General features: G+C 63.1%; 12 protein-coding genes. 10 read left to right on the top strand and 2 right to left on the bottom strand.

The genetic code is table 11. The features are described 5' to 3' along the window. The first annotated feature begins 50 nt into the window (after nucleotides 1-50). From urtE to IFT80_RS11810, 7 genes are all read left to right on the top strand, one after another. Nucleotides 51-749 carry an urea ABC transporter ATP-binding subunit UrtE gene (gene urtE / locus IFT80_RS11840; protein WP_122480328.1) on the top strand — a complete coding sequence of 233 codons (699 nt, stop codon included), beginning with the start codon at nucleotides 51-53 and terminating at the stop codon, nucleotides 747-749. Between the two features lie 30 nt (nucleotides 750-779). Next, nucleotides 780-1,619 carry an urease accessory protein UreD gene (locus tag IFT80_RS11835; RefSeq protein ID WP_192137609.1) on the top strand — a complete coding sequence of 280 codons (840 nt, stop codon included), beginning with the start codon at nucleotides 780-782 and terminating at the stop codon, nucleotides 1,617-1,619. Nucleotides 1,620-1,878: 259 nt separating this feature from the next. Next, entirely contained in the window at nucleotides 1,879-2,181 is a 303-nt protein-coding gene (locus IFT80_RS11830) for an urease subunit gamma (protein WP_049861996.1), read from the top strand. A gap of 8 nt (nucleotides 2,182-2,189) precedes the next feature. Next, nucleotides 2,190-2,708: a GNAT family N-acetyltransferase gene (locus tag IFT80_RS11825; protein WP_192137608.1), complete on the top strand. Its 519-nt coding sequence runs from the start codon at nucleotides 2,190-2,192 to the stop codon at nucleotides 2,706-2,708. Nucleotides 2,709-2,742: 34 nt separating this feature from the next. Then, nucleotides 2,743-3,048, top strand: coding sequence for an urease subunit beta (locus tag IFT80_RS11820; protein WP_122480331.1), 306 nt, complete (start codon nucleotides 2,743-2,745; stop codon nucleotides 3,046-3,048). Between the two features lie 41 nt (nucleotides 3,049-3,089). Beyond that, nucleotides 3,090-4,790, top strand: a complete 1,701-nt coding sequence (ureC, locus tag IFT80_RS11815; RefSeq protein WP_192137607.1) for an urease subunit alpha — start codon at nucleotides 3,090-3,092, stop codon at nucleotides 4,788-4,790. Between the two features lie 138 nt (nucleotides 4,791-4,928). Beyond that, nucleotides 4,929-7,499, top strand: coding sequence for a membrane-targeted effector domain-containing toxin (locus IFT80_RS11810; RefSeq protein ID WP_192137606.1), 2,571 nt, complete (start codon nucleotides 4,929-4,931; stop codon nucleotides 7,497-7,499). Between the two features lie 5 nt (nucleotides 7,500-7,504). Here IFT80_RS11810 and IFT80_RS11805 read toward each other — a convergent pair whose 3' ends face one another. Continuing rightward, entirely contained in the window at nucleotides 7,505-8,476 is a 972-nt protein-coding gene (locus IFT80_RS11805) for a DnaJ C-terminal domain-containing protein (RefSeq protein ID WP_192137605.1), read from the bottom strand. Between the two features lie 235 nt (nucleotides 8,477-8,711). Between IFT80_RS11805 and IFT80_RS11800 the strand changes: the two genes are divergently transcribed. Continuing rightward, nucleotides 8,712-9,983: an Hsp70 family protein gene (locus tag IFT80_RS11800; RefSeq protein ID WP_192137604.1), complete on the top strand. Its 1,272-nt coding sequence runs from the start codon at nucleotides 8,712-8,714 to the stop codon at nucleotides 9,981-9,983. 39 nt (nucleotides 9,984-10,022) lie between these two features. Here IFT80_RS11800 and IFT80_RS11795 read toward each other — a convergent pair whose 3' ends face one another. Beyond that, nucleotides 10,023-11,033, bottom strand: coding sequence for an AI-2E family transporter (locus IFT80_RS11795; RefSeq protein ID WP_122480336.1), 1,011 nt, complete (start codon nucleotides 11,031-11,033; stop codon nucleotides 10,023-10,025). Nucleotides 11,034-11,271: 238 nt separating this feature from the next. Here IFT80_RS11795 and osmE point away from each other — a divergent pair, with 238 nt between their 5' ends. Both osmE and IFT80_RS11785 read left to right on the top strand, forming a co-directional pair. Continuing rightward, nucleotides 11,272-11,619: an osmotically-inducible lipoprotein OsmE gene (gene osmE / locus IFT80_RS11790; RefSeq protein ID WP_122480337.1), complete on the top strand. Its 348-nt coding sequence runs from the start codon at nucleotides 11,272-11,274 to the stop codon at nucleotides 11,617-11,619. A 169-nt stretch (nucleotides 11,620-11,788) separates the two neighbouring features. Continuing rightward, nucleotides 11,789-12,328, top strand: a complete 540-nt coding sequence (locus IFT80_RS11785) for a ferritin-like domain-containing protein (protein WP_192055731.1) — start codon at nucleotides 11,789-11,791, stop codon at nucleotides 12,326-12,328. Nucleotides 12,329-12,672: the final 344 nt, after the last annotated feature.

The following is a 12,672-nucleotide window of genomic DNA, read 5'->3' as shown; positions in this document are numbered from 1 at the left end:
GCGGCCGCGAAGAGGCCCGCCCGGACACTGCAAGAACAAGGACAAAACCTATGCTGCAAGTCGACCAGCTTCACCAATACTACGGCGGCAGCCACATCCTGCGCGGCCTGTCGTTCGCTGTGAACATCGGCGAAGTGACCTGCCTGCTGGGGCGCAACGGCGTCGGCAAGACCACCCTGCTCAAGTGCCTGATGGGCTTGATCCCAGCCAAGCAAGGCAGCGTGGCCTGGGAAGGCAAGCCGATCACCGCCTTCAAGCCACACCAGCGGGTGCATGCAGGCATCGCCTACGTGCCCCAGGGGCGCGAGATTTTCGGCCGCCTGACGGTCGAGGAAAACCTGCTGATGGGGCTGTCACGCTTCCCCGGCAGTGAGGCTCGCGAAGTGCCGGCGTTCATCTACGAACTGTTTCCGGTGCTGCTGCAGATGAAGCACCGCCGCGGTGGAGATCTGTCCGGCGGGCAGCAGCAGCAACTGGCAATCGGCCGGGCGCTGGCCAGCCGACCACGGCTGCTGATTCTCGACGAGCCCACCGAAGGCATCCAGCCGTCGGTGATCAAGGAGATCGGCGCGGTGATCAAGCAACTGGCCGCGCGCGGCGACATGGCGATATTGCTGGTCGAGCAGTTCTATGATTTCGCCGCCGAACTGGCCGATCAGTACCTGGTCATGTCGCGCGGTGAAATCGTTCAGCAGGGTCGGGGTGAAAACATGGAATCGGAGGGTGTACGCGGCCTGGTAACCATTTAATCTGCCGCGACCCGAACAAGAATGAAGGCCATGAATCTACCCGTCACTTCCCTCCCCTACACGCCCAGCTGGCACGCCCGGCTGGAGCTGGGGTACGCGCGGTTCGGCGACAGTACGCGCCCGACCCTGCGCCGCCATTTCGGCCCATTGCGGGTGCAGAAACACCTCTATGCCGAAGGGCCCGAGGTGTGCCAGCACATCATCGTGCATCCGCCTGGCGGCATCGCCGGGGGCGATCGGCTGGACATCAGCGCCCAGGTGCAGGCCAACGCCTGGGCGCAATTGACCACACCGGGCGCGGCCAAGTGGTACCGCGCCAACAGCCCTGCCTGTCAAAACACCGAATTGCATGTGGCCGCAGGCGCCACGCTGGAATGGCTGCCCCAGGAGACCATCGTCTACAGTGCCGCCCAGGCCGAACTGGATACCCGTATTCACCTGCAGGGCGATGCCCGGTTGTTCTATTGGGACATCGTCGCCGTAGGGCGCCCGGCGGCAGCCGAGCGTTTCGACCAGGGGCATTTTCAGTCGCGGCTGGAAATTCGCCGAGACGGCGAACTGCTGTGGCATGAACGCCAGCGCATCATCGGCAACGATGGCTTGCTCGACTCGGCCGTGGGCCTGGGAGGCAAGCCGGTGTTCGCCACCTTGCTGGTGACCGGCGAGATCGACCCGGCCCTGCTTGAACGCTGCCGGACACTGCCGACGCGCGTACGCGGCGACCTGAGCCAGTTGCCGGGGCTGCTGGTGGCACGCTGCCTGGCCGACGAGGCACTGCATGCGCGCGACTGGCTGATCGAACTGTGGAAGATGCTGCGCCCGGCCGTGCTCGGCCGCGAAGCGCTGGCCCCGCGGATCTGGAGCACCTGATTGAATCTGCCAGCCCTTTCGCGGCCGCTGACCGCTCCTACAGGCGATCTGCCGGGTACCTGCCTGCGGCAGCCGGCCACGCCCACAGGCGATCTGCCGGGTACCTGCTTGCGGCAGCCGGCCACGCCCACAGGCGATCTGCCGGGTACCTGCTTGCGGCAGCCGGCCACGCCTACAGGCGGTCCGCCGGATAGCCGTAGGAGCGGCCAGTGGCCGCGAAGAGGCCCTCACTGCCAACCAATATTCTGAAGGAACACCCATGGACCTGACACCCCGCGAAAAAGACAAGATGCTCATCTTCACCGCCGGCCTGGTAGCCGAGCGCCGTCTGGCCCGTGGCCTCAAGCTGAACTACCCGGAAGCCATGGCGCTGATCTCCGCGGCGCTGCTCGAAGGCGCCCGCGATGGCCAGACGGTCGCGCAATTGATGCACTACGGCACCACCCTGCTCAGCCGCGAACAGGTCATGGAAGGTATTCCGGAAATGATCCCGGAGATCCAGGTGGAAGCCACCTTTCCCGACGGCACCAAACTGGTCACCGTCCATCAACCCATCGCCTGAGGCACGCCATGATTCGTGATGCAACCGAGCGCGACCTGCCTGGGATCTGCGCGATCTACAACGATGCAGTGCTCAACACCACGGCGATCTGGAACGAGAAGCCGGTCGACGTGGCCAACCGTCAGGCCTGGTTCGAGGCGCGCCAGGCGCAGGGTTATCCGATCCTGGTGGCAGAGCAACAGGGCGAGGTCACCGGCTACGCCTCCTTCGGCGACTGGCGACCTTTCGAAGGCTTTCGCTACAGCGTCGAGCACTCGGTGTACGTGCGCAACGACCAGCGCGGCAAAGGTCTCGGCGCGCGTCTGATGCAGACGCTCATCGAGCGTGCTCGCGAGGGCGGCAAATACGTCATGGTGGCCGCCATCGAAAGCGGCAACCAGGCATCGATCCATTTGCACGAGCGCCTGGGTTTCGTCACCACCGGGCAGATGCCCCAGGTAGGCATCAAGTTCGGCCGCTGGCTGGACCTGACCTTCATGCAACTGGCGCTGCAGCCAGGCGCCGAGCCGCCCCGGGCCTCGGCTTGAACCACCGTCTTTCTTCGCTTCGAGGAGCTATTTCATGATTCCTGGCCAATACCGGATCCAGCCTGGCGACATCGAGCTCAACGTCGGCCGGCGCACCCTCAGCCTGACCGTGGCCAACAGCGGCGATCGGCCCATTCAGGTGGGGTCGCACTATCACTTCTTCGAAACCAACGACGCCCTGCATTTCGATCGCCCGGCCGCTCGCGGCATGCGCCTGAACATTCCCGCCGGAACCGCCGTGCGCTTCGAACCGGGGCAGAGTCGCGAAGTGGAACTGGTGGACCTGGCCGGCTTGCGCCGGGTATATGGCTTCGCCGGGCGCATCATGGGTGACCTCTGACCCCACAGGGTCCATACACAACTGAATTCCAGGGCATACCGATGAAGATTTCCAGACAAGCCTATGCCGACATGTTCGGCCCGACCGTCGGTGACAAGGTCCGCCTGGCCGATACCGACCTGTGGATCGAAGTGGAAAAAGACTTCACCACCTACGGCGAAGAAGTGAAGTTCGGCGGTGGCAAGGTCATTCGCGATGGCATGGGCCAGGGCCAGCTGCTGGCCGCCGAAGTGGTCGACACGCTGATCACCAATGCCCTGATCATCGATCACTGGGGTATCGTCAAGGCCGACGTCGGCCTCAAGGACGGGCGCATCGCCGCGATCGGCAAAGCCGGCAACCCCGACATCCAGCCGGACGTGACCATCGCCATCGGCGCCAGCACCGAGGTCATCGCCGGCGAAGGCATGATCCTCACTGCTGGCGGCATCGACACCCACATCCACTTCATCTGCCCGCAGCAGATCGAAGAAGCGCTGATGAGCGGCGTCACCACCATGATCGGCGGCGGCACCGGGCCTGCCACCGGCACCAATGCGACCACCTGCACCTCGGGGCCGTGGCACATGGCGCGCATGCTCCAGGCCGCCGATGCCTTCGCCATGAACATCGGTTTCACCGGCAAGGGCAACGCCAGCCTGCCCGAGCCGCTGATAGAACAGGTCAAGGCCGGGGCCATCGGTCTCAAGCTGCACGAAGACTGGGGCACCACGCCGGCCGCCATCGATAATTGCCTGAGCGTGGCCGATCAATACGACGTGCAGGTTGCGATTCATACCGACACCCTCAACGAGTCGGGCTTCGTCGAGACCACCCTGGCTGCCTTCAAGGGGCGCACCATCCACACCTACCACACCGAAGGCGCTGGCGGCGGCCACGCTCCGGACATCATCAAGGCCTGCGGCTTCGCCAATGTACTGCCCAGCTCGACCAACCCGACCCGGCCGTTCACCCGCAACACCATCGACGAGCACCTCGACATGCTCATGGTCTGCCACCACCTGGACCCCAGCATCGCCGAGGACGTGGCCTTCGCAGAGAGCCGCATTCGCCGCGAAACCATTGCCGCCGAAGACATCCTGCACGACCTCGGCGCGTTTTCCATGATCAGCTCCGACAGCCAGGCCATGGGCCGGGTCGGCGAGGTGATCACACGCACCTGGCAGACCGCCGACAAGATGAAGAAACAGCGCGGCGCGCTGCCCGAGGACGCCGAGGGCAACGATAACTTCCGCGCCAAGCGCTACATTGCCAAGTACACCATCAACCCCGCCATCACCCACGGCATCAGCCATGAAGTGGGTTCGATCGAGGTCGGCAAATGGGCGGACCTGGTGCTCTGGCGGCCGGCGTTCTTCGGCGTCAAGCCGACGCTGATCCTCAAGGGTGGTGCCATCGCCGCCAGCCTCATGGGCGACGCCAACGCCTCCATCCCGACGCCGCAGCCCGTGCACTACCGGCCCATGTTCGCCAGTTTCGGTGGTTCGCGACACGCCACCAGCCTGACCTTCATCAGCCAGGCCGCGCTGGACGCAGGCGTGCCCGAGCAATTGGGCTTGAAAAAGCAGATCGCGGTGGTCAAGGGCTGTCGCTCGGTGCAAAAGACCGACCTGATCCACAACGGTTACCTGCCCGACATCGAGGTCGACCCGCAGACCTACCAGGTCAAGGCCGATGGCGTGCTGCTGTGGTGCGAACCGGCGGATGTGCTGCCCATGGCGCAGCGCTATTTCCTGTTCTAAGAGGCCTGTTCTAAGAAGCCTGTTCTCAATGCGCCGTGCCGACAAGGCTGTCCCGGACAGGGCCAGCCTAACTATGTAGGCCGTAACCCCCCGGCGGATTTTCTATGGTGCAGCTCCATTCGATCCAGGAGCTCCACCATGACCGGCGCCACCCCGCTATCGGCCGAAAACGTCAGTGCCATTGCCGACCGCTACTACGCGAACTTCCCTGACCTGCGCGAGTGCGCGCGGGACTGGGGCATCAAGCTGCTCAAGTTCCATACCCACCTGGATCTGGATCCGGACACCGTCTACTGGCACGACTTCGACAACGCCCAGAACAACCCACGCGCCTTTACCGGACAGCAGCACATGGGCAAGCCCAAGGAAACGCTGACCGTCACGGAGCTGGTCCTGCGCCGGTTCAAGACGTTCTATCAAGTGAACTTCGACCTGCTCGATCAGATGTCCGGGTTCTATACCGTCCAGCAGGCCGGGATCTACAACGAAACCAATCAGGTCCCCCTGGCGCCCTCGCAGATCATGAAAGCGTTCTGGGCCACGGATTTCTCCAGCCACTACAAGAAGCGCCTGGACGCCTTCCTGCGTGACTATGCCGATGACGGCCGCGTGCTGATCAAGATCCTGTTTTTCAGCTTCAGCTGGAATGCCTACAACAGCGGAGCGCTGAGCAATCGGGAGCTGAGGCTAGTGTTCGACACCCTGGCCGGCCCCATCGCAGGACCGCCGACCCTGGAGGACCTGAAACGGCTGCACACGGCTCGCACCCAGGCAACGGTCAAGAGTTTTACCCTGGGGGACCTGACCTCGTTCGACATACTGCGCATCACCACTGGCAAGGGCCCGCAGATCCTGTACATCCCTGCCGCCTGGTTCCGGGTCTTTCACAATGAACAGCAGATGTACGACTGGGTGGCCGAAACGGCCGCCCACGAGCAGGGCCGTGAGCGCCTGATCGCTCACTTCGACACCCCCGGAGAGTCGATCCTGCCACCGCGGGGCCTGCTGCTGGCGACCCTGGAGCGCATCCGTACCACGCCATGGCAAGCCGGGCAGCGCCTGCTCAACGGCAACGCGACGACGATCGACAAGGACGTGTTCAGCCTGCTGTTCGATACCGTGGGCAAACGCCTCAAGCTCGATGCCAGGCAACTGTTGAACGGCAATCACGAACTGCGCAGGGAGCTGTTCCTCGTCGACCTGGAGGCATTCATGCGCATCGTCACGCCCATGGCACCGGCGGACCCGGCAGTGGCCCTGGTGGCCGTGGCGGCGGGTTCGATAGCCTTTGGTACGCACCTGGCGAACGCCGTGCACGGGACCGTACCCAAGGCCCGTCAAGCGGCCTTCAAGGCGGCGATCCTGGATGCACTGAACATCCTGCTGGATATGCCGCTGTTGCGCGGCGTGGGCGACGAAGCCATCGCCGAGCTGGGAAACTTCGAGGAGCTGGGCGCCGCGCTCGACCTGGACAGCACTGACCTGGCTCAGATCGACCGCGTGACTCCCGGTGGTTCGCCCCTGGACCTCATCGCCACGGATGAAGACCTGACCGGATTGCCGGAAGGCACCGGCATCTACCAGGGCGTGTTCACCAACCCCGATGGCCAGCACTACATTCGCCTGGAGGGCAAGATCTTTCAGGTCACCCACATCGACTCGCTGGAGCGCTGGGTGATCGTCGATCCGATCGCCCCCGAGCAGATCACCGGCAGCTACCCCGTGCAAAGAAGCTGGACCGGCCATTGGGAGCTGTTCACCATGACCGCCCCCGAGAACCTGGCGGCCAGCACCGACGCGCTGGCCGCATTCGACACTTCACCTGGCTTTCGTGACATCACCGCCATGCTGGTCAATCCCGGCGCACATCAGCTGATGACCGGGCCCATCGACAGCGTGCTGCGCACCGCCCGCTCACAGCTGATCGAGTTGCGCACGAACCTGGGCAAGGAAGCCGAAACCTTCTTCCTGACCTCTACCCCACAGCACAGCCCACGCCTGCCGGCGGTGAGCACCACCATGACGCCCAAAGAGTTTTTCACTCAGGTGTATGCCAACAACACCGGGGTGGTGGTCAACGAGGCCAGGAATGCCGTCGGCAGTTGCCAGCTGTTGATCAAATACATGTCCACGCTCAAGGCCCAGCAGGTCAAGACGCTGTACGTGCAAGGCCTGCTCAAGGACCTGCATCAGGACCTGCTCGACCGCTTTCACGCGACCGGGATATTGGGCCGCGATCTGGAGAAGAAGCTGCGTGACCTGCACAACCGTGGCACCACCCTGGACAGTGGTCGCTACACCCTGCGCCAGGTGCTGGTGGAAGCGCGGCGCCAAGGCATAAGCGTGAAAGCCCTGGACTGCGCCGCCAGCCTGTCCACCGACGGCCTGAGCAACCCGGCGCCCCATCTGCAGCAACGCCTGCGGGTTTACTACGCGTACAAACGCATCGAAGCGCTGCAGAGCCTCAAGCCCGAGGAAAAATGGCTGGCGCTGACCGACCAGACCGTGGCCAACCACTATAGCCGCACCCCAGGCCTGGCCAATCTGATCGGAACCCCAAGCCTGCGGGTCAAGCTGGTGGACGGCGATCAGCCATTGCGCTTCGGCCTCGATACCGGCGAAGTGCTGACCCCCGGGCTGATACCGATTCGCGGCGACATCAGCCTGAAAATGCCAGCGGCCGGCAAAGGGTCCGGCATCGAGGCATAGCGGTATCAGCGTCCCCAGTTCTCGCGCGGGTCGAACTCGGCGTGCCTGGCCAGCTCGGCCCAGGCCGCGCGAGTGGATTCGTCGGCCTGCGTGGGCATCACCACTTTCAGCTGGGCGAACAGGTCGCCGCGGCCGCCAAGCTTGTTCTTCATGCCCATGCCTTTGACACGCAGGCGCTGGCCGTTCTGGCTGTCCGGGCGAATCGTCAGGTTGATCCGCCCGGTCAGCGTAGGCACCGCGACCTTGGTGCCCAACGCCACTTCCCAAGGCGCCAACGGTACCTGGATGACCAGGTCGGGAGCGTCCACCTCGAACAGAGGGTGGGCCGCCAGACGCAAGGTCAGGAACAGATCGCCGCTGGCACCGCCCGCAACGCCGGGCGCGCCCTGGCCCTTGAGGCGCATGCGCTCGCCGTCGGCAACGCCTGCGGGAATCTTCACGTTGAGGTTCTTGACCACATCGGTCAGGCGTTGGCCAGCGGCGCTGTATTGCGGCACCTTGAAGCTGATCTTCTTCGATTCCTCGGCCAGGGTTTCCTCGAGCGACACGGTCAGCTCCATTTCCACGTCCTGACCCTTGCGCGCTGCGCTGCGCTGTTGACCGCCACGGCCGAACGGATTGCCACCGGGATCACCACGACCACCGCCGTTACCGAAGATGGTGCTGAAGAAGTCGGAGAAGTCGCCTGCGTTCTCTTCATGGAAACCACCGCCACCGCGACCCTGCCAACCGGGCGGGCCCTGGAACGGACGGCCATGCTGGCCATACTTGCGCAGCTCGTCGTATTCGGCGCGCTTGTCGGCATTGCTCAGCGCCTCATAGGCCTCACTGGCTTCCTTGAACTTGTCTTCGGCGTCCTTTTCCTTGCTGACGTCGGGGTGATATTTGCGCGCCAGCTTGCGGTAGGCGGTCTTGATCGCCTTTTCGTCCGCTGTCGGCTCGACGCCCAGAATCTTGTAATAGTCTTTGAAATCCATCTAAGCATCACCATCAATGAGCGAATGCGCGCCGCCCGCGCCTACTGGTCGGACTCGGCAACGCATGGGAAGTTTATCGGCTGCAGGCCACTGGATGTGAACAGTGGGTTGTACAGCGCGGTCGATGGCTAGAAGGTTGGGGCCGCCGGCGCGCTTTCAAGGCGGTCGCAGGCCTTGATTCTGTACGCAACTGGCATACACTGCGCGGCCGTTTTTTGAACAGACCCGCCTTGCCATGAAAAACGCATCCCCGGCCCGCGCCTGCGGCATCGACTTCGGTACTTCCAACTCCACTGTCGGCTGGCACCGCCCGGGCAGCGAGACGCTGATCGTCCTGGAAGACGGCAAGATCACCCTGCCCTCGGTGATCTTCTTCAACTTCGAAGAGCGGCGCCCAGTGTACGGGCGTCTGGCGCTGCACGAATACCTGGAAGGCTACGAAGGCCGCCTGATGCGCTCGCTCAAGAGCCTGCTAGGTTCCAAGCTGATCAAGCACGACACCAGTGTGCTGGGCACGGCGATGCCGTTCAAGGACTTGCTGGGCCTGTTCATCGGCGAGCTCAAACAGCGCGCCGAAGCCAACGCCGGGCGTGAGTTCGACCAGGTCGTGCTGGGGCGACCGGTGCACTTCGTCGACGACGACGCGGCCGCCGACCAGGAAGCCGAAGACACCTTGGCCGAGGTGGCGAAAAAGATCGGCTTCAAGGAGGTGTCCTTCCAGTTCGAGCCGATTGCAGCGGCGTTCGACTACGAGTCCACCATCGAGCGTGAGGAGCTGGTGCTGATCGTCGACATTGGCGGTGGTACCTCCGACTTTTCCCTGGTGCGCCTGGCGCCCGAGCGACGTGCGCTGGACAACCGCGTGGACGACATCCTGGCCACCGGAGGCGTGCACATCGGCGGCACCGACTTCGACAAGCAGCTCAGCCTGCAGGGCGTCATGCCGCTGTTCGGCTATGGCAGCCGGATGAAGAGCGGCGCCTTCATGCCGACCAGCCACCACATGAACCTGGCGACCTGGCACACCATCAACTCGGTGTACCTGCAGAAGGCGCAACTAGCCCTGGCCAGCATGCGCTACGACATCCAGGACACGGACGGTATCGACCGCCTGTTCAAGCTGATCGAGCAGAAAGCCGGGCACTGGTTGGCGATGGAAGTCGAGGAAACCAAGATCCAGCTGACGCAAGCTGCCGGTCGTCACCTGCCACTGGACCGCATCGAGCCGGGGCTGAGCGTGGAGCTGAGCCGAGCCTTGTTCGAAACCGCCATCGACGGCCTGCTCGAACGGGTGCGTGGCAGTGTGTCCGAGTTGTTGAACCGGGCAGGCGTGAGCGTTGAGCAGGTCGACACGGTGTTCTTTACCGGCGGCTCCAGCGGTATCCCGGCCCTGCGCCATGGCGTGGCGGCCATGCTGCCCAACGCGCGGCACGTGGAAGGCAATATCTTCGGCAGCATCGGCAGCGGCCTGGCCATCGAGGCCCGCAAGCGCTACGGCACCGAGTAAGGCAGGTCTGGCCTCTTCGCGGGCAGAGGCCAGTGAACCCTAGACCAACTGCGCCTGCCTCAACTCACTTTTCAGATAGGCATAATAGATCGGCCCCGCCACCACCCCGGGCAGCCCGAACGCTGCCTCGAATATCAGCATGGCCAGCAGCAGTTCCCATGACTTGGCGCTGATCTGACCGCCCACGATCCGCGCGTTGAGGAAGTACTCGACCTTGTGGATCAGTATCAGATAGCCCAGCGCCGCAACCGCCACCCAGATCGACAGCGACAGCCCGACAATGGTGATCAGCGTGTTCGAGATCAGGTTGCCGATCACCGGCAACAACCCGAGCAGGAAGGTCAGCACGATGAGGGTCTTGGTCAGCGGCAGCTTGATCCCGCACAGCGGCAACACCACGGCCAGGAAAATGGCGGTAAAGAAGGTGTTCAGCAGTGAAATCTTGATCTGCGCGAAAACGATGTTGCGAAAGGCTCGCACCAGCAGGGCCAGGCGGTCGAACAGCGCCGCGGCCAATGGCTTGCGGTTTTCGGGATCGGGGATCGCCTGCAGGGCGATGATGGCGCCCAGTACCATGCCGATCAGCAAGGTCACGAACATGTGCGCCGCATCCTTGCCCACCAGTTGCAGATCACTCAGGTGCTTGCTCAGCCAGCCGCTGATAGCCACCCGAAACTCGGCGGCACTGGCCGGCAGGTAGGCGTCGATGAAAGGCGGCAACTGGCCGCGAGCGCGATCCACTACGCCCATGAACTTGTTCAGCGAAGCACCGGGGTTTTCTGCCTCGTGCAGGATGAAACTGATGACGCCGGCGAACAGCAACGCCAGGCTGCTGACCACCAAGGTGCCCAGCAACGCCACCGCCACCCACCGTGCACGCCGCCCGGCAATCAGTCGCTCCAGTTGCGGCGTGAGCATGTTGACCAGTTCGAATACCAGCAGGCCAGCCAGCAAGCTCGGCAGCAAGCGCATCGGCAAGACCAGCAGAAGGCCGCCGAACACCAGAATCCAGCTGGCGATCAGCACTTGACGCGAAGAAAACATGGGCATAAAGCCTCAGAAGCGAGCGATTCGAAAGGACAGGCAGTCTGCCAGCGTTGTGAGCGAAGGGCCAGTAGGCGGACGCATGCCGAGCCCCGGCTAAATTGCGTCATTTGTTTTCCGCTACAGCCCGTCTTCAACGGCTCCGCAGACGCTTTGCTGCCTGAAAGATTTCAGAACTATCGCGCGGTCGATGCGCTCAAAGCATCACGGGGCCACTCACGGCCCATCGAAGGAGCGACTCCCCATGTACAAGCAATCCTTGGCAGCACTCTTTGCCGTAGCCGCGCTGGCTGGCTGTTCATCGAACACCACCGTGCAGAACCCGGTGGACTTCGTGACCTACCGTGACGCGCCTCTGGTCAAGCAGGTCGAGAAAGGCATGACCATGCAACAGGTGCTGGCCATCGGCGGCACGCCTTCGACCGTCGTTGCCGGCACTGCGAACTCCATGTACGGCACCTGCAATAACTACATCCTGACCCGTGAAGGCCATCAGCAGCCTTACTACGTGAGTTTCGACAGCTCTGGCCACGTCGCCACCAAGGGCTTCATGACTTGCGAGCAACGCAAGCTCAACGAAACCGCACCGTAACCCTGCCCCAGGCGGCTGACGAAAGGCCCTCCCCGGGCCATTTGTAATAAAACTTTTCGTCGCCGCCACGACTCACATCTGTGTAGCGAGACTTCTGTACCGATCCCGCCGGGCCCCGAATTCGGGGCAACAGAGCGCGACGGCCAAAACCGTATAGCTGGAGACGAACATGATCGACCTAGAAACTTCCAAAATGACTCCCGTCGATGAACTGCGTGCGCGTGCGCGCCGAGGTGTCGAGAACGGTGCGGTCACCGAAGGCTACGATGCTAACCGCGAAGAGATCATCAAGCTGCTCAACAGCTCGCTGGCGACAGAGCTGGTATGCGTGCTGCGCTACAAGCGCCATTACTTCATGGCCAGTGGCTTGAAGGCCAGCGTCGCGGCCGATGAGTTCCTCGAGCACGCCGAACAGGAAGCCGAGCACGCCGACAAGCTGGCTGAACGTATCGTGCAGCTGGGTGGCGAGCCGGAGTTCAATCCGGACCTGCTGAGCAAGAATTCCCATGCCCAGTACGTGGCGGGCAACAGCCTGAAGGAAATGGTCTACGAAGACCTGGTGGCCGAGCGGATCGCCGTCGACAGCTACCGCGAAATCATCCAGTACATTGGCGACAAAGATCCTACCACTCGCCGTATCTTCGAAGACATCCTGGCTCAGGAAGAAGAACACGCCGATGACATGGCGGACATCTACGGCTCGCTGTAACAACCTGCCGCAAGTCCCAAGCCAGAACTCAGGTTCTGGCTTTTTTGTGCCTGACGGCCGCGTCAGCGGAGATGTGTTTCAACTGATACACCGCAGGGCCCGTTTCGCGGCCGATGACCGCTCCTACAGGAATACCGCAATCCCATGTAGGAGCGGTCCGTGGCCGCGAAGGGCGCGCCTCGATTCACCTGATACACCGCAAAGCCCGTTTCGCGGCCGATGACCGCTCCTACAGGAATACCGCGCCTGCTTGTAGGAGCGGTCCGTGGCCGCGAAGGGCGCGCCTCAATTCACCTGATACACCGCAAGGCCCGTTTCGCGGCCGATGACCGCTCCTACAGGAG

Source organism: Pseudomonas sp. CFBP 8771 (assembly GCF_014841695.1).
Lineage (GTDB): Bacteria > Pseudomonadota > Gammaproteobacteria > Pseudomonadales > Pseudomonadaceae > Aquipseudomonas > Aquipseudomonas baltica.
Note: the sequence above shows the minus strand (reverse complement) of the source record. Positions and strands in the feature narration are given on the sequence as shown.

Bases quoted from the DNA above. Each gene is read 5' to 3' on its own strand.
- IFT80_RS11795 (WP_122480336.1), bottom strand. From the start codon at position 11,033: ATGCCCATGTTTTCTTCGCGTCAAGTGCTGATCGCCAGCTGGATTCTG.
- IFT80_RS11820 (WP_122480331.1), top strand. From the start codon at position 2,743: ATGATTCCTGGCCAATACCGGATCCAGCCTGGCGACATCGAGCTCAAC.
- IFT80_RS11825 (WP_192137608.1), top strand. From the start codon at position 2,190: ATGATTCGTGATGCAACCGAGCGCGACCTGCCTGGGATCTGCGCGATC.
- IFT80_RS11810 (WP_192137606.1), top strand. From the start codon at position 4,929: ATGACCGGCGCCACCCCGCTATCGGCCGAAAACGTCAGTGCCATTGCC.
- IFT80_RS11785 (WP_192055731.1), top strand. From the start codon at position 11,789: ATGATCGACCTAGAAACTTCCAAAATGACTCCCGTCGATGAACTGCGT.
- IFT80_RS11835 (WP_192137609.1), top strand. From the start codon at position 780: ATGAATCTACCCGTCACTTCCCTCCCCTACACGCCCAGCTGGCACGCC.
- urtE (WP_122480328.1), top strand. From the start codon at position 51: ATGCTGCAAGTCGACCAGCTTCACCAATACTACGGCGGCAGCCACATC.
- IFT80_RS11800 (WP_192137604.1), top strand. From the start codon at position 8,712: ATGAAAAACGCATCCCCGGCCCGCGCCTGCGGCATCGACTTCGGTACT.
- IFT80_RS11830 (WP_049861996.1), top strand. From the start codon at position 1,879: ATGGACCTGACACCCCGCGAAAAAGACAAGATGCTCATCTTCACCGCC.
- osmE (WP_122480337.1), top strand. From the start codon at position 11,272: ATGTACAAGCAATCCTTGGCAGCACTCTTTGCCGTAGCCGCGCTGGCT.
- IFT80_RS11805 (WP_192137605.1), bottom strand. From the start codon at position 8,476: ATGGATTTCAAAGACTATTACAAGATTCTGGGCGTCGAGCCGACAGCG.
- ureC (WP_192137607.1), top strand. From the start codon at position 3,090: ATGAAGATTTCCAGACAAGCCTATGCCGACATGTTCGGCCCGACCGTC.